Below are 21,722 nucleotides of genomic sequence, written 5' to 3' on the forward strand. Positions count from 1 at the left end.
TTTTGGAAATTGGGCAAGACGGTTGCTTGCGCAGGTAAAGCGCAGGCCTGAAGAACGGCGCGGTCGGGGTGGGAGCCGGCTTGCCGGCGATGGGGCGCGAAGCGCCCCCGCTATGTCAGCGCTGGAACACTTCTGTCAGCAGGTTGTGCATCGAGCGGAAGGCCCGCTCCGAAGTGCGACGGTCATACTGCATCTTGCCCGGTACATTGGCACCCGGGTCAGTGAACGAGTGCACCGCGCCACCGTAGCTCAACAGCTGCCAATCCACCTTGGCCGCGTTCATCTCCTCCTCGAACGCCGGCAGCTGCTCCTTCGGCACCAGCGGGTCGGAGGCACCGTGCAGCACCAACACCGAGCCCTGGATACGTTTGGCATCTTCCGGGTTGGGGGTATCCAGCGTGCCGTGGAATGACACAGCAGCCCTCAGGTCAGCGCCATCGCGGGCCAACTCCAGGGCACAGCAGCCGCCGAAGCAGAAGCCGAACGTGGCCACCTTGCCGGGGGTCAGCAGTGCCTTGGATTGGGCCAGCAGCTGCGACAGTGCTTCGCGCATGCGCTTGCGCAGCTCAGCACGGTCATCCTTCAATGGCGTCATGGCCGCGCCCGCCTCTTCAGCATTGGCAGGGCGTACCGATTGCCCATACAAGTCGGCAATCAGCACCACGTAGCCCTTCTCGGCCACTTCCTTGGCAATGCGCTCGGCACCTTCGCCAATACCCATCCAGTTCGGCGCCATTACAAGCCCCGGGCGCCCCAGCGCACCGGGCTCATACACCAGGCGGCTTTCATACGTCTTGCCGGACAGGTGATAAACCAGCGATTCGACGATTACCTTGCTCATCAAGCACTCCTTGGGCATTCACCATTAAAAAAGCCCGCCGAAGCGGGCTTATCGATGCATCAACTCAAGCAGACAGCTCGACCAACAGCTTGTTCAGGCGACGAACGTAAGCCGCCGGGTCCTTCAAGCTGTCACCGGCCGCCAGCGCCGCCTGATCGAACAGGATGTGCGACAGCTCGGCAAAGCGGTCTTCGCTCTGCTCGTTGTCCAGCTTTTCGATCAGCGGATGAGTCGGGTTGAATTCGAAGATCGGCTTGGAGTCCGGCACCTTCTGCCCGCTGGCTTCGAGGATCTGGCGCATCTGCAGGCCCAGGTCCTGCTCACCGATGGCCAGGATTGCCGGCGAATCGGTCAGGCGGTGCGACACACGCACTTCGGCAACGCTCTCACCCAGCGCAGATTTCAAGCGCTCGACCAGGCCTTCTTTTTCCTTGGCGACTTCTTCCTGGGCCTTCTTGTCCTCTTCGGAGTCCAGCTTGCCCAGGTCCAGGTCGCCACGCGCGACATCGACGAAGGCCTTGCCGTCGAACTCGTTGAGGTAGCTCATCAGCCACTCGTCGATGCGATCGGTCAGCAGCAGCACCTCGATGCCCTTCTTACGGAAGACTTCCAGGTGTGGGCTGTTCTTGACCTGCGCGTACGACTCGCCGGTGAGGTAGTAGACCTTGTCCTGGCCTTCCTTGGCGCGCGCCAGGTAGTCGGCCAGGGAGACGCTCTGCTCGCCGCTCTCGTCATGGGTAGAGGCGAAGCGCAGCAAGCCGGCGATCTTCTCTTTGTTGGCGAAGTCTTCGGCCGGGCCTTCCTTGAGTACCTGGCCAAAGTTCTTCCAGAAGCCCTTGTACTGCTCGGGCTCGTTCTTCGCCAGCTTCTCCAGCATGTCCAGCACGCGCTTGGTCAGCGCGGTTTTCATCGAATCGATGATCGGATCCTTCTGCAGGATCTCGCGGGAGACGTTCAGAGACAGGTCATTGGAGTCGACCACACCCTTGATGAAGCGCAGGTACAGCGGCAGGAACGACTCGGCCTGGTCCATGATGAACACGCGCTGCACATACAGCTTCAGGCCGCGGGGCGCTTCACGCTGGTACAGATCGAACGGCGCGCGGGCCGGCACGTACAGCAGCGAGTTGTATTCGAGCTTGCCTTCGACCTTGTTGTGGCTCCAGGCCAGCGGGTTTTCGAAGTCATGGCCGATGTGCTTGTAGAACTCCTGGTATTCCTCGTCCTTGATTTCGGTACGCGGGCGGGTCCACAGGGCACTGGCGCGGTTGACGGTTTCCCACTCTTCGGCCGGCTGCTCTTCACCTTCGGCGGCTGCCTGTTCCTTGGGCAGCTGGATCGGCAGGGCAATGTGATCGGAGTACTTCTTGACCACGTTACGCAGGCGCCAGCCATCGGCGAATTCCTGCTCGTCCTTCTTCAGGTGCAGGACGATACGGGTGCCGCGCTGTGGTTTTTCGACGGTGGAAACTTCGAAGTCACCCTCGCCTTTGGACGACCAGTGCACACCCTCGGCGGCCGGCTGGCCAGCGCGACGGCTGAACACGTCGACCTTGTCGGCGACGATGAAGGCAGAATAGAAGCCCACACCGAACTGGCCGATCAGGTGCGAATCCTTCTTCTGGTCACCGGTGAGGTTCTTCATGAAGTCGGCCGTGCCAGACTTGGCGATGGTGCCCAGGTGAGTGATCACGTCTTCGCGGCTCATGCCGATGCCGTTGTCCTCGAGGGTCACGGTACCGGCGTCCTTGTCGAAACTCAGGCGAATTTTCAGGTCGGCATCGTTTTCGAACAGTTCTGGCTTGGCCAGGGCTTCGAAGCGCAGCTTGTCGGCGGCGTCGGAGGCGTTGGAAATCAGCTCACGCAGGAAGATTTCCTTGTTCGAGTACAGCGAGTGAATCATGAGGTGCAGCAGCTGCTTCACCTCGGTCTGGAAGCCCAGGGTTTCCTTTTGTGTTTCCACACTCATGGTCTTCAAAACTCCGATCTGATGGCAGTGGGCGCCTGCAGCCGAGTCGGCATGCATTAACGGCGGATGTCATGCAGATGGGGGCAGCCCTGACGATTTCAAGGGCTTTTCCGGCTCAATCTTGAAATGCGCGCGGGCAGTGGCGATCGGGGCCTGTCGATCGCCCTGCCAGGCCGTGATCGCCACATTGGTCACCCGCCGACCTTGGCGCCACAACTGGCACTGCGCATAGGTGTCGCGAAAATGCCCGGCGCGCAGGTAGTCGATGGAGAAATCGATGATCTTGGGAATGCTGGCGCTCTCGCTGTAGATCAGCAGATACAAGGCGGCAGAAAGCTCCATGAAGCCGGCGATCACACCCCCATGGATGGCCGGCAGCAAAGGGTTGCCGATGTTGTCGGGGTTGGCCGGCAGGCGGAACAGCAAATCATCGCCCTGGCGCTCGCAGGTGATGCCGATCAGGCCGGCATAAGGTATCAACGCCAGCAATGGCTGGTAATCGCCCACCGCATGGGCCGCGTTGAGCTGGCGACGTACGTCTTGGGGAATCATGCCCTGCCCTCCTTCAGCGCCTTGCCGAAGCGGATGCCACCTTTTACCTCCTGCCCCAGGCGCATGAAGGTGCCGACAACCTGGCATATCGGCTGGGCGGGGTCGTCCTGATAGGCCATGCCTCGGGTGAAGATCACGTCCCGAGTGACCCGATAGCACTGGGCATGACCATAGATGGGCTTGCCCGCCTCTGCCGGATGCATGTAGTCGATGCGAAGGTCCAGGGTTGGACATACCTCAAAGCTTGGCAGCACGCAAAGCGTGGCCATCCCGCAGGTGGTGTCCATCAGCGTGGTCAGGGCGCCGCCATGCACTGCGCCGGTCTGCGGGTTACCGACGATGGCCGGTGACCAGGGCAAGATCAGCGTCATGCCATCAGTGTCCGCCTGTTCCACACGCATCTGTAGCACTTGGCAATGTTTCAGTGCCGATAAAAAACGCTCGGCCATGGCTATCAAGCTTGAATCGGTCATCGGTACACCCCACTCCAGTTCACGGCCGCCGGCGCAAGCTACATCTGCATAAGTGTGATAAAAAGTCTATGCGCAATGCGGTGTTATATATCTGTAAACGATACGGAACTATTGCCGCACGGCCGAACTCGAAGGAACAAGTCACTTATTCCACCAAGGAGAAACACCCAATGCGTAAACCATTTGCTTTTGCTCTGATGCTGGCTGCTGCCATGGGCCTGGCTGCTTGCGATAAAGCGAGCGAAGACAAAGCCCAAGATGCGCAGGAACATGCCGAGCAAGCCCAGGAAAAAATGGGCGAAGCTCAGGATAAAATGAACGACGCCGCCGAGGAAAACGCCGAAGCTGCCAAAGATCAGGCTGAAGCCGAGCAGAAGGCTGCTGAAGAGGCCGCGCCGGCCACTCCGGCTACTGCACCCGCTGAGCCTGCCAAGCAGTAATAGCGACGCACAAAAAAACCCGACAATGTCGGGTTTTTTTATGCCTGTCGGCTATGGATTAAACGTTTCAGGTGTTTGTGCTGACGCCTTCCTTGCTGATCTCGGTAGGCGCACTTTCCGTCGGCGTGAAAACCATCACTTCCAGCACATCGGAGTGGAACTCCCGGCGATAAAGGATCAATACAACCCCGACACTCACGACCATGAACAACCCGGGGCTGATGAACCAAGTGAGCATGGCCATGCCGAAGTAATAAGCGCGCAAGCCAAAGTTGAACTGGTTGGCCGCCAGCGACAACACCCTCGCCGCCCGCAAAGCGAAAGCCTTGCGCTCAAGCTCACTGACCAGTCGCTCGCCTATCATGGGCGCAGACCCCACCAGCACTGCCGCAAAGTTGTATTGGCGCATGCACCAGCTGAACGTGAAGAACGCATAGACGAACACCATCGCCAGGCAAAGCAGCTTGATTTCCGACATGCCCTGCGAGGCCTGTTGCACGAGAGGCAGGTCGGCCAGCAGCGACAGGGCGCGGTCAGTGGCCCCCAGAACGGTCAGGATACCGGCCAGAATGATCAGGGTACTGGAGGCGAAGAACGACGCGTTGCGCTCCAGATTGCCGATGACACTGGCATCGGCGATGCGGTTGTCGCGCAGCAGCATGCGGCGCATCCAGTCTTCCCGGTACAGATGCAGGACACTGGCCAGGCAGGCGGTGTCGCGGCCCTTCCAGATGGCATAGCGGGTATAGCCGCCCCAGCAAAGCGCGAACCAGCACAGGGCCAACACGTTGTGAAGATTGCTTTGGATGAAATTCATGCAGTTTTCCCGAAGGCCAGGGCACAAGGATAGCAACCGCTGTTCGACGCCTGCGAGCACGCAAAGACACATCCACGCAATAAAAAACCCCGCATCCTCAGGGATGCGGGGTTCGGTGTACAGCCAGCGCGGGCACCCTACGGCTTGTGGCCGGTGCCAACGGCAGGCGTCAACCTGTCAGGCCAGCGCTTCACGCGGCTTGCCAAGCATGCGGTCGCACGCCACGGCAGCAACCAGTGTCACCACCGACGGCACGAGCCAGGCCAGGCCCTGATCGCTCAGCGGCAGGTGCGCCATGAAGTCCGGCAACACGTGGGCAATGCTGCTGCCCTTGATCGCGTCGACCATGCCGAACAACAGCGACACCAGCATGACTGGCGCCAGGATGCGCGTAGGCGAATTCCACAGGTCATTGACGAAGCTCAGCCCCACCACCACGATGCACGGCGGGTAGATGGCGGTCAGCACCGGGATCGAGAACATGATCAGCTTGGTCAGGCCCAGGTTGGAGATCAGCAGCGAGAAGCCCGCCAGGATCACCACCAGCGCACGGTACGACAGCGGCAGGATCTGGCTGAAGTACTCGGCGCATGCGCAGGTCAGGCCTACTGCAGTCACCAGGCAGGCCAGCGCGATCAGCACCGCCAGGAAGCCGCTGCCCAGCGAACCGAAGGTGTGCTGTACGTAGGCGTGCAATACCGCTGCACCGTTGGTGGCGCCAGCCGCGATATCATGGCTGCTGGCCCCCAGACGGAACAGGCTGATGTACACCAGCGCCAGGCCTACACCGGCAATCAGGCCGGCGATGATGGCATAGCGGGTGATCAGCTTCGGCGATTCGACGCCCCGCGAACGGATGGCATTGACGATCACGATGCCGAAGACCAGCGCACCCAAGGTGTCCATGGTCAGGTAGCCATCGGAGAAGCCTTTGGAGAAGGCCGCGGCAGCATAGGCGGGCTGCGCTTCACCAATGGTGCCAGCCGGCAGCGCGAACGCAGCGATGCCAAGGACCGCCAGGGCGATGATCTTCAGTGGCGCGAGGAAACGGCCCACGGTATCGAGCAACTTGCCCGGGTACATGGACACCGCCAGTACCACGATGAAGTACACCAGGCTGTAGATGAACAACGCCAGCGGGCTTTCGCCGGTGAGCGGTGCAACCCCCACTTCGAACGACACGGTCGCCGTGCGCGGGGTGGCGAACAGCGGGCCGACCGACAGGTAGCACACCGCCGCCAACAAGCCACCGAAGAACTTGCCGATCGGGCTGCTGAGTGCATCCATGCCACCACCGACCTTGGCCAGTGCGACCACGGTGATGACCGGCAGACCCACCGCCGTTACCAGAAAGCCCAGGGCGGCCATCCAGACATGCGGCCCGGACTGCAGGCCAACGATGGGGGGGAAGATGATATTGCCAGCGCCCACAAAAAGGGCAAACGTCATAAAGCCAAGCGCCAGGATATCCTGGCCTTTTAAAACTTTCATTTAGGGTAGTACCACACTGCTGAAATCGGGATTCGAGAAGGGATTTCCCCATGGGTGAGGGAAATGCTGCCCGGCTTGATGGGCCAGACCCGTTTAGCGTGTCGTTCCCTTTTGGGGTACGGGCACAGAGTGAACGCGTAGATTAACCGTTTTACCCGGCAAACGCACTGGCACAGTGCTGCCTGTCCGATGTGCGTACATGTTTGTCGTCTGGTTGACCGTGTTCAACGACAATTTATTGCTGATTCGAGCGAATGTCTGGTTGAAAAACCTGATGAGCTCGGTCGAATTTTCCGAACCTTTGGGTCGCGTTAACCGATCACAAAAACGACAAAGGCCACCCGAAGGTAGCCTTTGTGCGCGTGGGGGGTACTACGTAAAGCGGGTGCTACTTACTTCTTGGCTTCCCAGCCAGTCAGCTCGGCCAGGGCCTTGCCGATGTCAGCCAGGGAACGCACGGTCTTCACACCAGCGTCCTGCAGGGCGGCGAACTTCTCGTCCGCAGTACCCTTGCCGCCGGAAATGATGGCGCCAGCGTGGCCCATACGCTTGCCCGCAGGTGCAGTAACACCAGCGATGTAGGAAACGACAGGCTTGGTGACATTGGCCTTGATGTAGGCCGCGGCCTCTTCTTCAGCCGAACCGCCGATCTCACCGATCATGACGATCGCTTCGGTCTTCGGGTCTTCCTGGAACAGCTTCAGGATGTCGATGAAGTTCGAGCCTGGGATCGGGTCGCCGCCGATACCCACGCAGGTCGACTGGCCGAAACCGGCGTCGGTGGTCTGCTTGACCGCTTCGTAGGTCAGGGTGCCGGAACGCGACACGATACCGACCTTGCCTGGCAGGTGGATGTGGCCTGGCATGATGCCGATCTTGCACTCGCCCGGGGTGATGACACCTGGGCAGTTAGGGCCGATCAGGGTAACGCCCAGCTCGTCGCACTTGACCTTGGCATCGAGCATGTCCAGGGTAGGAATGCCTTCGGTGATGCAGACGATCAGCTTGATACCGCCGAAAGCTGCTTCCAGGATCGAGTCCTTGCAGAACGGAGCCGGAACGTAGATCACCGAAGCGTCAGCGCCGGTAGCTTCCACGGCTTCCTTGACGGTGTTGAACACCGGCAGGCCCAGGTGGGTGGTGCCACCCTTGCCCGGGGTAACGCCGCCGACCATCTTGGTGCCATAGGCGATGGCTTGTTCGGAGTGGAAAGTACCCTGCGAGCCGGTGAAGCCCTGGCAGATGACTTTGGTGTCTTTATTGATCAGGACGCTCATTACTTGCCCTCCGCAGCTTTGACAACTTGTTGAGCAGCGTCGGTCAGGCTGGTTGCCGCAATGATGTTCAAACCGCTTTCTGCCAGTACTTTTGCGCCCAGTTCGGCGTTGTTGCCTTCAAGGCGAACGACGACCGGAACCTTAACGCCAACTTCTTTCACTGCACCGATGATGCCTTCGGCAATCATGTCGCAGCGAACGATGCCGCCGAAGATGTTGACCAGAACGGCCGCGACATTGCTGTCGGACAGAATGATCTTGAACGCTTCGGTAACGCGCTCTTTGGTAGCACCGCCACCAACGTCGAGGAAGTTGGCTGGCTTGCCGCCGTGCAGGTTGACGATGTCCATGGTACCCATGGCCAGGCCGGCACCGTTGACCATGCAGCCGATGTTGCCTTCCAGGGCAACGTAGTTCAGTTCGAACTTGGCAGCGTGGGCTTCACGGGCGTCGTCCTGCGACGGGTCGTGGAAGGTCTTCAGCTTAGGCTGACGGTACATGGCGTTGGCGTCGATGTTGATCTTGGCATCGAGGCAGTGCAGGTCGCCATCGGCCTTGATCACCAGCGGGTTCACTTCCAGCAGGGCCAGATCGTGATCCTTGAACAGCTTGGCCAGGCCAACGAAGATCTTGGCGAACTGTTGAACCTGCTTGCCTTCCAGGCCCAGCTGGAATGCCAGTTCACGCCCCTGGAACGGCTGAGCGCCGACCAGCGGGTCGATGGTAGCCTTGAGGATCTTCTCAGGCGTTTCGTGAGCGACTTTCTCGATGTCCACGCCACCTTCGGTGGAGGCCATGAACACGATACGGCGGCTCGAACGATCCACTACAGCGCCCAGGTACAGCTCTTTGGCGATGTCAGTGCAGGATTCGACCAGAATCTTGGAGACGGGTTGACCGTTGGCATCGGTCTGGTAGGTAACCAGATTCTTGCCCAACCACTGTGCAGCGAACGCCTTGGCGTCTTCCTTGCTGCGAACCAGCTTGACGCCGCCCGCCTTACCGCGACCACCAGCGTGGACCTGGGCTTTGACAACCCACTCGGAACCGCCGATCTTGTCGCAGGCTTCTGCAGCTTGCTCAGGGGTATCGACCGCGAAACCCTTGGAAACTGGCAGGCCGTACTCAGCGAACAGCTGCTTACCCTGATACTCGTGAAGATTCATGCTTTTTACCGTCTTCGTTAGGTACTGCGCTTCGGCGCTGCGCCATTACTGGCGCCGCACCACCTGTGACCGTTGACCCCGGTTTTCCCGTGTGATCCGGTCCGGCGGACGTTCCGCGGTGAGTCATGCACGCAAGACTCACGACGGGCAGCCCGCCGTGGTTTCTTATAATTAACGCTTCTTACGGTTGGCCACGTGAATGGCGCCGCCATTCACTGCCAGCGCTGCTTCATGCAACGCTTCGGACAGGGTTGGATGGCTGAAGACCATCATGCCCAGATCCTCGGCACTGGTGCCGAATTCCATTGCGATTGCGCCCTGCTGAACCAGTTCGGCAGCCGACGGGCCAATCACGTGTACACCCAGAACGCGGTCGGTCTTGGCATCAGCGATGACCTTGACGAAACCACCGGTGTCGTTGGCCGCCATCGCACGGCCGCTGGCCGCGAACGGGAAGGTGCCTACGTTAACCTCAACACCCTCGGCCTTCAAGGCTTGTTCGGTCTTGCCGACCCACGCGATTTCCGGGTGGGTGTAGATAACCGAAGGGATCAGGTCGTAGTTCATCTGGGCCTTGTGGCCCTTGATGCGCTCGACGACCATGATGCCCTCTTCCGAGGCCTTGTGCGCCAGCATCATGCCGCGCACCACGTCGCCGATGGCGTAGACGCCCGGCACGCTGGTCGCGCAGTGATCGTCAACGAAGATGTAGCCACGCTCGTCGATGTTGACACCGCTGTCGGAGGCCAGCAGGTCGGTGGTCACCGGGCGACGACCAACCGCGACGATCAGCTTGTCGAAGGTGATCTTCTGCTCGCCATCGGCATTGGTGTAGGTCACTTCGACTTCGTCGCCGTTGACTTTCGAGCCGGTGACGCGAGCGCCCAGCTTGATGTCCAGGCCTTGCTTGGTCAGGGTCTTCTGGGCTTCTTTCGACACTGCGGTGTCGGCAGCCATCAGGAAGGTGTCCAGGGCTTCCAGGACGGTGACTTCAGCACCCAGGCGAGCCCATACCGAACCCAGCTCCAGGCCGATCACGCCAGCACCGATCACGCCCAGGCGCTTGGGAACCGACTGGAATTCCAGGGCGCCGGTGGAGTCGACGATGACGTTCTGGTCGACCGGAGCCGGCGGAATGTCGATCGGACGCGAGCCGGAGGCCAGGATCACGTTTTCGGCTTCGATGATTTCGGTGGTGCCGTCAGCCTTGGTGACTTCGACTTTCTTGCCAGCCAGCAGTTTGCCGTGGCCCTGGATCGAAGTGACGCCGTTGGCCTTGAACAGGGTGGCAACGCCACCGGTCAGGTTCTTGACGATGCCAGCCTTGCGGCCAACCATCGCGGCGACGTCCATCTTCACTTCGCCGGTGGAGATACCGTGGACGTTGAAGCTCTCTTTGGCTTCCTTGTACTTCCAGGAGCTGTCCAGCAGCGCCTTGGAGGGGATGCAGCCTACGTTCAGGCAAGTGCCGCCCAGGGCCAGCTTGCCCTCGGCGTCGGTGTACTTCTCGATACAGGCAGTCTTCAGACCAAGTTGGGCAGCCTTGATGGCAGCCACATAGCCGCCAGGACCTGCACCAATCACCACTACATCGAATTTCTGGGTCATAAAAGATTCCTTTTTAACTTCAAGCGGCAAGCTGCAAGCCGCAAGACCAGCAGGCTTCGGCTTGAAGCGTGCGGCTTGCAGCTTACAGCTGCGCGATTAGATGTCCAGCAGCAGGCGGGACGGATCTTCCAGCAGGTTCTTGATGGTGACCAGGAAGGTTACCGCTTCCTTGCCGTCGATCAGGCGGTGATCGTACGACAGCGCCAGGTACATCATCGGGCGGATAACCACTTGGCCGTTGATGGCCATCGGGCGCTGGATGATGTTGTGCATGCCGAGAATGGCGGCCTGCGGTGGGTTGACGATCGGGGTCGACATCATCGAGCCGAAGGTACCACCGTTGGTGATGGTGAAGGTGCCGCCGGTCATTTCTTCGATCGACAGTTTGCCGTCACGGGCTTTCTTGCCGAAGGTGGCGATGCCGTTCTCGATTTCAGCCAGGCTCATCGATTCGGCGTTGCGCAGTACCGGTACTACCAGGCCACGGTCGCTGGAGACGGCAACGCCGACGTCGGCGAAGCCGTGGTAGACGATGTCGTTGCCGTCGATCGAGGCATTGACCGCCGGGAAACGCTTCAGCGCTTCGGTGGCAGCCTTGACGAAGAACGACATGAAGCCCAGGCGCACGCCGTTGTGGGTCTTCTCGAACAGGTCCTTGTACTTCGAACGCAGGGCCATGACTTCGGTCATGTCGACTTCGTTGAAGGTGGTCAGCATCGCCATGTTGGACTGGGCTTCGACCAGACGCTCGGCGATCTTGGCACGCAGGCGGGTCATCGGCACACGCTTCTCGGTGCGATCGCCAGCAGCGGTCACCACCGGAGCGGCAGCGGCAGGCTTGGCAGCAGGAGCAGCGGCAGGCGCGGACTTCTTGTTGGCAACTGCGGCAACCACGTCTTCCTTGGTGATGCGGCCACCCTTGCCGGTACCGGCAACGGTCGCCAGGTCGATGCCGTTCTCTTCAGCCAGCTTGCGCGCGGCTGGAGCGGCGACCGGGTCATCTTCGCCGGCGTCGGCGGCAGGGGCAGCGGCAGCCGGAGCAGCAGCGGCCGGAGCGGCTGCAGGTGCGGCGGCGGCAGCACCACCTTCCACGATCGAACCCAGCACTTCGTCGGACAGGACGGTATCGCCCTCGCCCTTGACGATGTCGCCCATCACGCCATCGGCGGTAGCCAGGACTTCCAGGACGACCTTGTCAGTCTCGATGTCGACGATCAGCTCGTCACGCTTGACGGCTTCGCCCGGCTTCTTGTGCCAGGTGGCAACGGTGCCATCGGCAACCGATTCCGGGAAGGTTGGGGCTTTGATCTCGATAGCCATTAGCAGTGTTTCCTTAAATTCGGTTTCAAGTGCGCGAAGGCGTTAGACAGTGAAGGCGTCTTGCAGCAGTTTTTCCTGCTGTTCGGCGTGCTTCGAAGCGTAACCACAAGCTGGCGCGGCGGAAGCGTCGCGGCCTGCGTATTCCAGGACCAGCGCCTTGTTGTGGCGGCCCAGGATACGGCGCATGTGGTGCTGGCTGCTGTACCAGGCGCCCTGGTTCATCGGCTCTTCCTGACACCAGACGGCATGCTTGAGGTTGGTGTACGGCGCCAGGATGTCGACCAGGTCGTCTTCCGGGAACGGGTACAGCTGCTCGATACGCACGATCGCGATGTCTTCGCGGCCTTCGGCACGGCGTTTTTCCAGCAGGTCGTAGTAGACCTTGCCACCACACAGCACCAGGCGTTCGACCTTGGCAGGATCCAGGGTGTCGATTTCCGGGATCACGGTCTGGAACGAACCTTCTGCAAGGTCCTCCAGGGTCGACACGGCCAGCTTGTGGCGCAGCAGCGACTTGGGCGTCAGCACGATCAGCGGCTTGCGCAGCGGACGGATGACCTGACGACGCAGCAGGTGGTAGATCTGTGCCGGAGTCGTCGGTACGCAGACCTGAATGTTGTGCTCGGCGCACAGCTGCAGGTAACGCTCCAGGCGCGCGGAGGAGTGCTCCGGGCCCTGCCCTTCATAGCCGTGCGGCAGCAGCATGGTCAGACCGCACAGGCGGCCCCACTTGTGCTCACCGCTGGTGATGAACTGGTCGATCACCACCTGCGCACCGTTGGCGAAGTCGCCGAACTGGGCTTCCCAGATCACCAGCGCATTCGGCGTGGTGGTCGAGTAGCCGTATTCGAAGGCCAGTACCGCTTCTTCCGACAGGAAGGAGTCGTACAGGTCAAAGCGCGGCTGGCCCGGGAACAGGTTCTGCAGCGGCACGTAAGTGCTGGCGTCCTTCTGGTTGTGCAACACCGCGTGGCGGTGCGAGAAGGTGCCACGGCCGATGTCCTGGCCGGTCATGCGGATCGGGTGACCTTCGAACTGCAGGGTGGCGTACGCCATGGTCTCTGCATAACCCCAGTTGATCGGCAAGCCACCGGCCTGCATCTTCTGACGGTCTTCGTAGATCTTCGACACCTGACGCTGGACGACGAAGCCTTCCGGCAGCTCGAGCAGCTTGGCCGACAGGTCCTGCAGGGTCTTGAGGTCGAAACGGGTGTCGTGACGCGCAGTCCAGGCGTGGCCCAGGTATGGACGCCAGTCGACGAACAGCTCGCGGTTCGGCTCCTTGACCAGGCTCTTGACCACGTGCAGGCCGTTGTCCAGCGCATTGCGGTACTCGTCGATCTTGGCCTGGGCGCGCTCGGCATCGATGCGACCGGCCTGGATCAGCGCCTCGGCGTACAGCTCACGGGTGGTGCGCTGCTTGCTGATCTGCTGATACATCAGCGGCTGGGTACCGTTGGGCTCGTCGGCCTCGTTGTGGCCGCGACGGCGGTAGCAGACCAGGTCGATGACCACATCACGCTTGAACTGCATGCGGTAATCGATGGCCAGCTGGGTGACGAACAGCACCGCTTCCGGGTCATCGCCGTTCACGTGCAGGATCGGCGCCTGGATCATCTTGGCAACGTCGGTGGCGTACTCGGTGGAGCGCGCGTCCAGCGGGTTGCTGATGGTGAAACCAACCTGGTTGTTGATCACGATGTGCACAGTACCGCCGGTCTTGAAACCGCGGGTCTGCGACATCTGGAAGGTTTCCATGACCACGCCCTGGCCTGCGAATGCAGCGTCACCGTGGATCGAGATCGGCAGCACCTTGTCGCCGGCGGTGTCGTTGCGGCGGTCCTGACGGGCGCGCACCGAACCTTCGACCACCGGAGAGACGATTTCCAGGTGGGACGGGTTGAACGCCATGGCCAGGTGAACTTCGCCACCGGTGGTCATCACGTTCGAGGAGAAGCCCTGGTGATACTTCACGTCACCGGAGCCCAGCTCGTTCATCTTCTTGCCTTCGAACTCGTCGAACAGCTCGCGCGGGTTCTTGCCGAAGGTGTTGACCAGCACGTTCAGACGACCACGGTGGGCCATGCCGATCACGACTTCCTTGGTGCCGTAGGAGCCGGAACGCTGGATCATTTCGTCCAGCATCGGGATCAGGCTTTCGCCACCCTCAAGGCCGAAGCGCTTGGTGCCCGGGTACTTGGTGCCCAGGTACTTTTCGAGGCCTTCACCGGCCGTCACGCGCTCGAGCAGGTGAGCCTGCACGTCGGCGGAAAAGTCCGGGCGGCCGCGCACGCTTTCCAGGCGCTGCTGGAACCAGCTGCGCTGCTCGGAATCGACGATATGGGTGAACTCGGCGCCAATGGTGCGACAATATGTCTTCTGGAGCGCCTCGATGATCTCGCGTAGGCTCGCCTCCTCTTTGCCGATGTACAGGTCGCCGGCACGGAAGGTCGTATCAAGATCGGCATTGGTCAAGCCGTAGTGATTGATCGACAGGTCTACGGGCGCAGGGCGCTGCCACAACCCCAAGGGGTCGAGCTTGGCAGCCTGATGGCCGCGCATACGATAGGCCTGGATCAGTCGCAGAACTTCAACCTGCTTCTTCTCGTGTTCACTGCTCACGCTCCCGGCAGATACCGGTTGGGCGCGGCGCTGGTTCTTTGCCAGCAGTACGAAATGGTCGCGGATTGTCGAGTGCGATACATCAGTAGCGGTGCTGCCGTCGGCGGGCAACTTCTGGAAGTAAGTGCGCCACTCTTCTGGCACAGCGTTAGGGTCGTGCAGGTAGAGCTCGTAGAGCTCTTCCACATATGCAGCGTTACCACCTGAAAGGTGGGCGCTTTCCCACATGCGCTGCATCACGCTTTCTTGCATGCTTGGTCACCCTCGGTTAGGGGACTGATCGGCGAGAGCCACAGCAAACCTGGAAAAGTCCGAACACAGCGACTGAACCACGCCACTTGGATCCTGCTGATTTTCCGGGTACCAGCCCGGAAAGCCCCTGCTGGTCTCATATCTTCATAGGTATCGAGCGCGGGCTTTGTGGGCCCTTGCTCAGGTTTTACCTCAGTGCGGGCTCACCACCCGCACCTCGGCTTACTGCAGTTACAACGCTTTGAATCAGGTGCCGCTTTGCAGCAGCATGTTACGTACGTGGCCGATTGCCTTGGTCGGGTTCAGACCCTTCGGGCAAACGTTGACGCAGTTCATGATCCCGCGGCAGCGGAAGACGCTGAACGGGTCATCCAGGGACGCCAGGCGCTCCTGGGTCTTGGTGTCACGGCTGTCGGCCAGGAAGCGATAGGCCTGCAGCAAGGCAGCGGGGCCCAGGAACTTGTCCGGGTTCCACCAGAAGGACGGGCAGGAAGTCGAGCAGCAAGCGCACAGGATGCACTCGTACAGCCCGTCCAGCTTGTCGCGATCTTCCGGCGACTGCAGACGCTCGATGGCCGGGGCCGGCGTGTCGTTCTGCAGGAACGGTTTCACCTTCTCGTACTGCTTGTAGAAGATGCTCATATCGACGACCAGGTCACGAATGACCGGAAGACCAGGCAACGGGCGCAGAACCAGCTTGTTACCCTTGACCACGCCGGACAGCGGCGTGATGCAGGCCAGGCCGTTCTTGCCGTTCATGTTCATGCCATCGGAACCGCAAACGCCTTCACGGCAGGAGCGACGGTACGAGAAGCCCTCGTCCTTCTCCTTGATCAGCGCCAGCACGTCCAGCACCATCAGGTCCTTACCGCCGGTATCGACGTCGAACGACTCCATCTTGGGTGCCGAGTCGGTATCCGGGTTGTAGCGATAAACTTCGACTTTCAACATAGCAGTCACCCTCAATAAGTCCGGACTTTTGGTTCGAAGGCTGGAACAGTCTTCGGCGCAAAGTTGACGCCACGCTTGGCCACGCGCTTCTCACCCGGGTAGTACAGGGTGTGGCACAGCCAGTTTTCGTCGTCACGGTCTTCGAAGTCTTCACGGGCGTGAGCGCCGCGGGACTCTTTACGGGCTTCGGCCGCGATGGCGGTAGCTTCGGCGACTTCCAACAGGTTCTGCAGCTCCAGCGCTTCGATACGCGCGGTGTTGAAGGCCTGGGACTTGTCGTTGATCTTGACGTTGGCGATACGCTCACGCAGGCCGGCCAGCTGCTCGATACCCTTGAGCATGTATTCACCGGTACGGAACACACCGAAGTAGTTCTGCATGCAGCTCTGCAGCTCGCGCTTGAGGCTGGCAACGTCTTCGCCAGTGGAGCGCTCGTTGAGCTTGTTCAGGCGGTTCAGCGCAACATCGATGTCGGTGTCGCTGGCGTCGAGGTGCTCGATGCCGTCGCTCAGCGCCTTCTCCAGGTGCAGGCCGGCAGCACGGCCGAACACCACCAGGTCGAGCAGCGAGTTGCCGCCCAGGCGGTTGGCACCGTGAACCGATACGCACGCCACTTCACCTACGGCGAACAGGCCAGGAATGATGTGATCCTTGCCTTCTTCGTCCATGGTGATGGCCTGGCCATGAATGTTGGTGGCAACGCCACCCATCATGTAATGGCAGGTTGGAACGACCGGCACCGGCGCGACGACAGGGTCGACGTGGGCGAAGGTCTTGGACAGTTCGCAGATACCTGGCAGGCGGCTGTGCAGCACTTCCTCGCCCAGGTGATCCAGCTTCAGCAGTACGTGGTCCTTGTTCGGGCCCACGCCGTTGCCGGCGATGATCTCTTTGACCATGGAACGAGCCACCACGTCGCGGCCGGCCAGGTCTTTCGCGTTCGGCGCGTAACGCTCCATGAAGCGCTCGCCGTGGGCGTTGATCAGGTAGCCACCCTCACCGCGGCAACCCTCGGTGACCAGTACGCCAGCGCCGGCGATGCCGGTCGGGTGGAACTGCCACATTTCGATGTCCTGCACCGGCACACCGGCACGCAGGGCCATGCCGATACCGTCGCCGGTATTGATCAGGGCGTTGGTGGTGGAGGCGTAGATACGACCCGCACCGCCAGTGGCCAGCACGGTGGCCTTGGACTTGATGTACATGGTTTCGCCGGTTTCGATGCAGATCGCGATCACACCGACGAAGGCGCCTTCCTGGTTTTTCACCAGATCAACGGCGTAGTACTCGTTGAGGAAGGTGGTCCCGGCTTTCAGGTTGCCCTGGTACAGGGTGTGCAGCAGCGCGTGACCGGTACGGTCGGAGGCTGCGCAAGTACGAGCAGCCTGGCCGCCCTTGCCGAAGTCCTTGGACTGGCCACCGAACGGACGCTGGTAGATACGGCCGGTTTCGGTACGCGAGAACGGCAGGCCCATGTGGTCCAGCTCGAAGACCGCAGCCGGGCCTTCCTGACACATGTATTCGATAGCGTCCTGGTCACCGATGTAGTCGGAACCCTTGACGGTATCGTACATGTGCCAGCGCCAGTCGTCGTTCGGGTCGGCCGAAGCGATGGCGCAGGTGATGCCGCCCTGGGCGGATACAGTGTGCGAACGGGTCGGGAAGACCTTGGTGACCACGGCAGTCTTGTGACCGCCCTGGGCCAGCTGCAGCGCTGCGCGCATGCCGGCGCCGCCGCCACCGATGATGATGGCGTCGAAGGAAATGGTTGGAATGCTAGCCATGGATCAGATACCCCAGAGAATCTGCACACCCCAGACGAAGTAAGCGAACATCGCAACGCCGCATACCGCCTGGAACAGGAAACGAATCGCAGTTGCCGACTTGCCGAACGACATTGGCGTCAGGTAGTCGGTTGCAATGGTCCACATGCCGACCCAGGCGTGAGCGCCCAGGGCAACGAGGGCCAGCAGACTGAAGATCCGCATCGCGTTGTTGGAGAACAGACCATGCCACTGGGTGTAGTCGATGCCTGGGTGGGCGACCACGTAGCCGATCAGGAAGAGAAAGTAAGCCGCGAGAACGACCGCCGAGACGCGCTGCGCCATCCAGTCATAGAGGCCCGAACGCGACAGGTTCGTGACATTGGTTACCATACCCAAACTCCCACCAGAACGATCAGCACCACGGAGATGACGATCACGATTTTCGAGCCCAGCTTGCCGCCTTCCAGCGTCTCACCGATGCCCATGTCCATGATCAGGTGACGCACACCTGCCACGAGGTGATAAAGCAGGGCGGATAGCAGGCCCCAGGTCACGAACTTGGCCAGCGGGCTGGTCAGACACGCCTTCACCTCACCGAAGCCTTCCTCGGAACCCAGCGATTTGCCCAGTGCATAAAGCATGATGGCAAGGCCGAGGAACAGGATGACGCCGGAGATACGGTGCAGGATGGACGTGTACGCTGTGACGGGGAGCTTGATGGTCCTTAGGTCTAGGTTTACAGGTCGTTGGCTTTTCACGGCTTTTTTCACACTGAAGAGCCCCTAGCGAATCAGGGCAAAGTTGTTGGTAAGTGTACTGGTCAGGTACCCACCACCCAGGGAACGGCGACCCCCAGCAGTTCGGGCTTGCAAGCCCCTGGCGGTCGGGTGCCGAGTATAGACAGTTAGGCTGCTTATGACAACGTGACGGGGTAGCCCAAATAGCGCATTGCCTTTAGCGAGCAAAAGGCGTAAATGGGCGAGAATTTCGCGAAAAATCAGGCCTCAGAGCGGGTTTCAACCAGCCTTTAGGCAAATTGACATTCGAATTTACTTCTCTATAGTGGTGCGGGCCCTGCGTGGGGGGTCTGTCTGATGATTTCAAGCATTAATAGGAGGCCACATGGCTGACAAAAAAGCGCAGTTGGTCATCGAGGGCGCTGCCCCCGTCGAGCTGCCCATTTTAACCGGCACCGTTGGTCCTGATGTAATCGACGTCCGCGGGTTGGGGGCCACTGGTCACTTCACCTTCGACCCTGGTTTCATGGCGACCGCTTCGTGCGAGTCGAAGATCACCTATATCGACGGCGACAAGGGCGTGCTGCTGCACCGCGGCTACCCCATCGAACAGCTCGCCGAGCAATCGGACTACCTGGAAACCTGCTACCTGCTGCTCAACGGCGAACTGCCCAATGCCGAGCAGAAGGCCCAGTTCGTCAGCACCGTCAAGAACCACACCATGGTTCATGAGCAGCTGAAGTCCTTCTTCAACGGTTTCCGCCGCGACGCCCACCCGATGGCCGTGATGTGCGGCGTGGTCGGCGCCCTGTCGGCGTTCTACCACGACTCCCTGGACATCAATAACCCGCAACACCGCGAAATTTCCGCGGTGCGCCTGGTCGCCAAGATGCCGACCCTGGCCGCGATGGTTTACAAGTACTCCATGGGCCAGCCGATGATGTACCCGCGCAACGACCTGTCGTACGCGGAAAACTTCCTGCACATGATGTTCAACACCCCGTGCGAGATCAAACCGATCAGCCCGGTGCTGGCCAAGGCCATGGACAAGATCTTCATCCTCCATGCCGATCACGAGCAGAACGCCTCCACCTCCACCGTCCGCCTGGCTGGCTCTTCGGGTGCCAACCCGTTCGCCTGTATCGCCGCCGGTATCGCCGCACTGTGGGGCCCTGCCCACGGCGGTGCGAACGAAGCCGTGCTGACCATGCTCGATGAAATTGGCGATGTCTCGAACATCGACAAGTACATCGCCAAGGCCAAGGACAAGAACGACCCGTTCAAGCTGATGGGCTTCGGTCACCGCGTTTACAAGAACCGCGACCCGCGCGCCACCGTGATGAAGAAAACCTGCGACGAAGTCCTGGGCGAACTCGGCATCAAGAACGACCCGCAGCTGGAATTGGCGATGCGCCTGGAAGAGATCGCCCTGACCGATCCGTACTTCATCGAGCGCTCGCTGTACCCGAACGTCGACTTCTACTCGGGCATCATCCTGAAGGCGATCGGCATTCCAACCAGCATGTTCACCGTGATCTTCGCCCTGGCACGTACCGTGGGCTGGATCTCGCACTGGAAAGAAATGCTCTCCAGCCCGTACAAGATTGGCCGCCCGCGCCAGCTGTACACCGGCGAGCAGCAGCGTGACATCGTTGAGCTGAAAGACCGCAAGTAAGCCAAGGTTTTGGGGCCGCCTTGCGGCCCATCGCCGGCAAGCCGGCTCCCACAGGGATTGCGCCAGCTTTTAAAAGTTGGGCAAGACAGTTGTTCCCGCAGGGGGCATTTGGCTGTACCTGTGGGAGCCGGCTTGCCGGCGATGGGCTGCGTAGCAGCCCCAAACACTACCTGATTGCCATTAGCCCTCAAGCAGCCTTTTCATTGCACCCCCTCCTGCACCGGCCTTAATTCTTCTCAGCCCGCTCGCGCAAGCTTTTCAGGGTATTGAACGGCGCATCCACCACGAACTTGTTGGCCACCATGGCCGGCACACTGCCACCCGGCTCGGTGTGCACCTGATAGGTCACTTCTGTACTGCCGCCCTTGGGCACCAATTTCCAGAAGCCTTCGACTTTCGCCACCCTTACGAAGCCCTTCTCTTCAGGGATATAAGACGGCTCACCTTTGAGGTTACGCGTCAGGCTGCCATCCGCGCCTTTGACGGTAGTGACCAGCAATACCGAATCGCGCGGCGTTACCGGCCACGGCGTATTGAACTGGGTGTAGGTCCAGCTCTGATCACCTTCGTGCTTGAGCAACTTCTGCGACTTGCACTCGTGAATCCACGCACAAGCCCCGGCCACATCCTCCTGCAGCGCCTCGACCTTGGCCAGCGGCGCCTTGATCACGGTGACACCGCGATAGGCCTTGTACTTGGAGCCCGGCACTTCGCTGAGGGACACCGTGATGCCCTCCTCGTCCTTGGCCACCTGCCAGTTTTCCGCCCAGGCGGCAGGCGCCAGCAGGACACCCATGCCACACAGCAGTGCAATACGCTTGAACGATCTCATCATCTTTATCCTTGTTGTCGAAGATCCAGCTTTGTCACGCCGCCGTCATCTGCTCCCACCAACCGAGAATCCTGATTGCCTCGTCGCGATCATGGCCGCACACCTCGACATCCGCCTTGAACCCACCACAGACCGCCGGCCGCTCGGGCATGCCGAACAGGTCGCAAAGGTTGTCGACGGTCAGGTGCAGGCAGCGCACGCCAGCCGGCTTGCCATCTGGCATGCGGGGCATGGCTGAAGTGATGGACGGGGCGATGCAGCAGGCACCGCAACCCTCACGGCATTTCATACAATCAGGACTCCCTGGAACAAAACGGGACGAACGTCCCCGGATACTAACCGCTCAAACATACGTTTGAAATTGCTGGCCCGATGAAATCTGTAGTGACCCAGCAGTCAGTTGCGCCCGACTACTGACGGAACTCAAAGTCGATGGCCGCCCCTTCCACATCACGGCGACTGTCGTTGCGCATCTGCAATTGCATTTCGTTGCTGATCAACCGCCCATTGAGCTGAAACGGGCTATCGTCGCTGTGAGGCTTTTCGGTGAACATGGCCGGCAGCAAAGGTTTGCGCCGGGTAGCAGCGCTGCCGACATCAGGCTCGAGCTCATTGACCATGTCGGCCGGCAAGCTGAGGTCGAGCTTTGCCCTGGGCACCGGTTTGGCCACAGCTTTGCTCACTGGCTTGCGCGGTACCTTGCGCTTGGCTTTGGGCTTGGGCTTGGGCTTGGCAGACTGCTTGGCCGATGCCTTTTCAGCCGCCGCGCCCTGATGCGCCGATGCGGCAGGCTGCGCCGCCTGGGCAAGGCCACAAGGCGCCCAGAGCGGCGCGAGGCAAAAAATCAGGGCAACGCTACGCAACAGTTTCATGGACATCGGCTGGCAGGCTGGAAATGTGCGTATGCTCTCTGTTCCGACCGCACCTGGCAAG

Annotated in this window: 20 protein-coding genes; 2 read left to right on the forward strand and 18 right to left on the reverse strand. The window is 60.6% G+C overall.

What is annotated here, in order from left to right; all coding sequences use genetic code 11:
- Nucleotides 1-115: 115 nt before the first annotated feature.
- The 4 genes from OSW16_RS18415 to OSW16_RS18430 all read right to left on the reverse strand — a co-directional run bounded on the left by OSW16_RS18415 (nucleotide 116) and on the right by OSW16_RS18430 (nucleotide 3,835).
- A complete protein-coding gene (locus OSW16_RS18415) occupies nucleotides 116-841 on the reverse strand; it encodes a dienelactone hydrolase family protein (RefSeq protein WP_241807041.1) in 726 nt (241 codons plus the stop codon).
- 64 nt (nucleotides 842-905) lie between these two features.
- Nucleotides 906-2,810, reverse strand: coding sequence for a molecular chaperone HtpG (gene htpG / locus OSW16_RS18420; RefSeq protein WP_046785421.1), 1,905 nt, complete (start codon nucleotides 2,808-2,810; stop codon nucleotides 906-908).
- A 69-nt stretch (nucleotides 2,811-2,879) separates the two neighbouring features.
- A complete protein-coding gene (locus OSW16_RS18425) occupies nucleotides 2,880-3,362 on the reverse strand; it encodes a PaaI family thioesterase (RefSeq protein WP_267817423.1) in 483 nt (160 codons plus the stop codon).
- Complete coding sequence (locus OSW16_RS18430) at nucleotides 3,359-3,835, reverse strand: PaaI family thioesterase (protein WP_267817425.1); 477 nt, start codon at nucleotides 3,833-3,835, stop codon at nucleotides 3,359-3,361. The genes OSW16_RS18425 and OSW16_RS18430 overlap by 4 nt, the downstream gene beginning before the upstream one ends.
- 170 nt (nucleotides 3,836-4,005) lie before the next feature.
- Here OSW16_RS18430 and OSW16_RS18435 point away from each other — a divergent pair, with 170 nt between their 5' ends.
- A complete protein-coding gene (locus OSW16_RS18435) occupies nucleotides 4,006-4,275 on the forward strand; it encodes a hypothetical protein (RefSeq protein ID WP_012315342.1) in 270 nt (89 codons plus the stop codon).
- A gap of 67 nt (nucleotides 4,276-4,342) precedes the next feature.
- Here OSW16_RS18435 and OSW16_RS18440 read toward each other — a convergent pair whose 3' ends face one another.
- The 11 genes from OSW16_RS18440 to sdhC all read right to left on the reverse strand — a co-directional run bounded on the left by OSW16_RS18440 (nucleotide 4,343) and on the right by sdhC (nucleotide 18,315).
- The gene (locus OSW16_RS18440) at nucleotides 4,343-5,092 is read right to left on the reverse strand and encodes a DUF599 domain-containing protein (protein WP_267817427.1); all 750 of its coding nucleotides are present in this window, start codon (nucleotides 5,090-5,092) and stop codon (nucleotides 4,343-4,345) included.
- Between the two features lie 177 nt (nucleotides 5,093-5,269).
- Nucleotides 5,270-6,583, reverse strand: a complete 1,314-nt coding sequence (gene brnQ / locus OSW16_RS18445) for a branched-chain amino acid transport system II carrier protein (protein ID WP_267817429.1) — start codon at nucleotides 6,581-6,583, stop codon at nucleotides 5,270-5,272.
- 392 nt (nucleotides 6,584-6,975) lie between these two features.
- Complete coding sequence (sucD, locus tag OSW16_RS18450; protein WP_016393102.1) at nucleotides 6,976-7,860, reverse strand: succinate--CoA ligase subunit alpha; 885 nt, start codon at nucleotides 7,858-7,860, stop codon at nucleotides 6,976-6,978.
- The gene (sucC, locus tag OSW16_RS18455; protein ID WP_011534748.1) at nucleotides 7,860-9,026 is read right to left on the reverse strand and encodes an ADP-forming succinate--CoA ligase subunit beta; all 1,167 of its coding nucleotides are present in this window, start codon (nucleotides 9,024-9,026) and stop codon (nucleotides 7,860-7,862) included. The genes sucD and sucC overlap by 1 nt, the downstream gene beginning before the upstream one ends.
- Nucleotides 9,027-9,197: 171 nt before the next feature.
- Nucleotides 9,198-10,634: a dihydrolipoyl dehydrogenase gene (lpdA, locus tag OSW16_RS18460; RefSeq protein WP_241807047.1), complete on the reverse strand. Its 1,437-nt coding sequence runs from the start codon at nucleotides 10,632-10,634 to the stop codon at nucleotides 9,198-9,200.
- Between the two features lie 96 nt (nucleotides 10,635-10,730).
- A complete protein-coding gene (gene odhB, locus OSW16_RS18465) occupies nucleotides 10,731-11,954 on the reverse strand; it encodes a 2-oxoglutarate dehydrogenase complex dihydrolipoyllysine-residue succinyltransferase (protein WP_267817433.1) in 1,224 nt (407 codons plus the stop codon).
- A 42-nt stretch (nucleotides 11,955-11,996) separates the two neighbouring features.
- Nucleotides 11,997-14,828: a 2-oxoglutarate dehydrogenase E1 component gene (locus OSW16_RS18470; protein WP_267817435.1), complete on the reverse strand. Its 2,832-nt coding sequence runs from the start codon at nucleotides 14,826-14,828 to the stop codon at nucleotides 11,997-11,999.
- Nucleotides 14,829-15,074: 246 nt separating this feature from the next.
- The gene (locus tag OSW16_RS18475) at nucleotides 15,075-15,779 is read right to left on the reverse strand and encodes a succinate dehydrogenase iron-sulfur subunit (protein ID WP_012315348.1); all 705 of its coding nucleotides are present in this window, start codon (nucleotides 15,777-15,779) and stop codon (nucleotides 15,075-15,077) included.
- Between the two features lie 11 nt (nucleotides 15,780-15,790).
- Nucleotides 15,791-17,563 (reverse strand): succinate dehydrogenase flavoprotein subunit, encoded by a 1,773-nt coding sequence (sdhA, locus tag OSW16_RS18480; protein WP_241807050.1) that lies wholly within the window; start codon nucleotides 17,561-17,563, stop codon nucleotides 15,791-15,793.
- 3 nt (nucleotides 17,564-17,566) lie between these two features.
- Nucleotides 17,567-17,935 carry a succinate dehydrogenase, hydrophobic membrane anchor protein gene (gene sdhD, locus OSW16_RS18485; protein ID WP_003254214.1) on the reverse strand — a complete coding sequence of 123 codons (369 nt, stop codon included), beginning with the start codon at nucleotides 17,933-17,935 and terminating at the stop codon, nucleotides 17,567-17,569.
- Nucleotides 17,929-18,315, reverse strand: a complete 387-nt coding sequence (sdhC, locus tag OSW16_RS18490; protein WP_012315350.1) for a succinate dehydrogenase, cytochrome b556 subunit — start codon at nucleotides 18,313-18,315, stop codon at nucleotides 17,929-17,931. Before sdhC ends, sdhD begins: the two co-directional genes overlap by 7 nt.
- Before the next feature lie 352 nt (nucleotides 18,316-18,667).
- Here sdhC and gltA point away from each other — a divergent pair, with 352 nt between their 5' ends.
- Nucleotides 18,668-19,957, forward strand: coding sequence for a citrate synthase (gene gltA, locus OSW16_RS18495; protein WP_241807051.1), 1,290 nt, complete (start codon nucleotides 18,668-18,670; stop codon nucleotides 19,955-19,957).
- Nucleotides 19,958-20,183: 226 nt separating this feature from the next.
- Here the strand turns inward: gltA and OSW16_RS18500 are convergent, their stop codons facing one another.
- From OSW16_RS18500 to OSW16_RS18510, 3 genes are all read right to left on the reverse strand, one after another.
- Nucleotides 20,184-20,789, reverse strand: a complete 606-nt coding sequence (locus tag OSW16_RS18500; RefSeq protein WP_267824035.1) for an START domain-containing protein — start codon at nucleotides 20,787-20,789, stop codon at nucleotides 20,184-20,186.
- A gap of 34 nt (nucleotides 20,790-20,823) precedes the next feature.
- Nucleotides 20,824-21,078, reverse strand: a complete 255-nt coding sequence (locus OSW16_RS18505) for a YkgJ family cysteine cluster protein (RefSeq protein WP_267817439.1) — start codon at nucleotides 21,076-21,078, stop codon at nucleotides 20,824-20,826.
- Nucleotides 21,079-21,199: 121 nt separating this feature from the next.
- The gene (locus OSW16_RS18510) at nucleotides 21,200-21,661 is read right to left on the reverse strand and encodes a hypothetical protein (protein WP_267817441.1); all 462 of its coding nucleotides are present in this window, start codon (nucleotides 21,659-21,661) and stop codon (nucleotides 21,200-21,202) included.
- Nucleotides 21,662-21,722: the final 61 nt, after the last annotated feature.

Source organism: Pseudomonas putida (genome assembly GCF_026625125.1).
GTDB classification, from domain to species: Bacteria; Pseudomonadota; Gammaproteobacteria; order Pseudomonadales; family Pseudomonadaceae; genus Aquipseudomonas; species Aquipseudomonas putida_X.

Excerpts from the sequence above, each read along its gene's own strand:
- OSW16_RS18415 (WP_241807041.1), bottom strand. The coding sequence starts at position 841 with ATGAGCAAGGTAATCGTCGAATCGCTGGTTTATCACCTGTCCGGCAAG.
- htpG (WP_046785421.1), bottom strand. The coding sequence starts at position 2,810 with ATGAGTGTGGAAACACAAAAGGAAACCCTGGGCTTCCAGACCGAGGTG.
- OSW16_RS18425 (WP_267817423.1), bottom strand. The coding sequence starts at position 3,362 with ATGATTCCCCAAGACGTACGTCGCCAGCTCAACGCGGCCCATGCGGTG.
- OSW16_RS18430 (WP_267817425.1), bottom strand. The coding sequence starts at position 3,835 with ATGACCGATTCAAGCTTGATAGCCATGGCCGAGCGTTTTTTATCGGCA.
- OSW16_RS18435 (WP_012315342.1), top strand. The coding sequence starts at position 4,006 with ATGCGTAAACCATTTGCTTTTGCTCTGATGCTGGCTGCTGCCATGGGC.
- OSW16_RS18440 (WP_267817427.1), bottom strand. The coding sequence starts at position 5,092 with ATGAATTTCATCCAAAGCAATCTTCACAACGTGTTGGCCCTGTGCTGG.
- brnQ (WP_267817429.1), bottom strand. The coding sequence starts at position 6,583 with ATGAAAGTTTTAAAAGGCCAGGATATCCTGGCGCTTGGCTTTATGACG.
- sucD (WP_016393102.1), bottom strand. The coding sequence starts at position 7,860 with ATGAGCGTCCTGATCAATAAAGACACCAAAGTCATCTGCCAGGGCTTC.
- sucC (WP_011534748.1), bottom strand. The coding sequence starts at position 9,026 with ATGAATCTTCACGAGTATCAGGGTAAGCAGCTGTTCGCTGAGTACGGC.
- lpdA (WP_241807047.1), bottom strand. The coding sequence starts at position 10,634 with ATGACCCAGAAATTCGATGTAGTGGTGATTGGTGCAGGTCCTGGCGGC.
- odhB (WP_267817433.1), bottom strand. The coding sequence starts at position 11,954 with ATGGCTATCGAGATCAAAGCCCCAACCTTCCCGGAATCGGTTGCCGAT.
- OSW16_RS18470 (WP_267817435.1), bottom strand. The coding sequence starts at position 14,828 with ATGCAAGAAAGCGTGATGCAGCGCATGTGGGAAAGCGCCCACCTTTCA.
- OSW16_RS18475 (WP_012315348.1), bottom strand. The coding sequence starts at position 15,779 with ATGTTGAAAGTCGAAGTTTATCGCTACAACCCGGATACCGACTCGGCA.
- sdhA (WP_241807050.1), bottom strand. The coding sequence starts at position 17,563 with ATGGCTAGCATTCCAACCATTTCCTTCGACGCCATCATCATCGGTGGC.
- sdhD (WP_003254214.1), bottom strand. The coding sequence starts at position 17,935 with ATGGTAACCAATGTCACGAACCTGTCGCGTTCGGGCCTCTATGACTGG.
- gltA (WP_241807051.1), top strand. The coding sequence starts at position 18,668 with ATGGCTGACAAAAAAGCGCAGTTGGTCATCGAGGGCGCTGCCCCCGTC.
- OSW16_RS18500 (WP_267824035.1), bottom strand. The coding sequence starts at position 20,789 with ATGAGATCGTTCAAGCGTATTGCACTGCTGTGTGGCATGGGTGTCCTG.
- OSW16_RS18505 (WP_267817439.1), bottom strand. The coding sequence starts at position 21,078 with ATGAAATGCCGTGAGGGTTGCGGTGCCTGCTGCATCGCCCCGTCCATC.
- OSW16_RS18510 (WP_267817441.1), bottom strand. The coding sequence starts at position 21,661 with ATGAAACTGTTGCGTAGCGTTGCCCTGATTTTTTGCCTCGCGCCGCTC.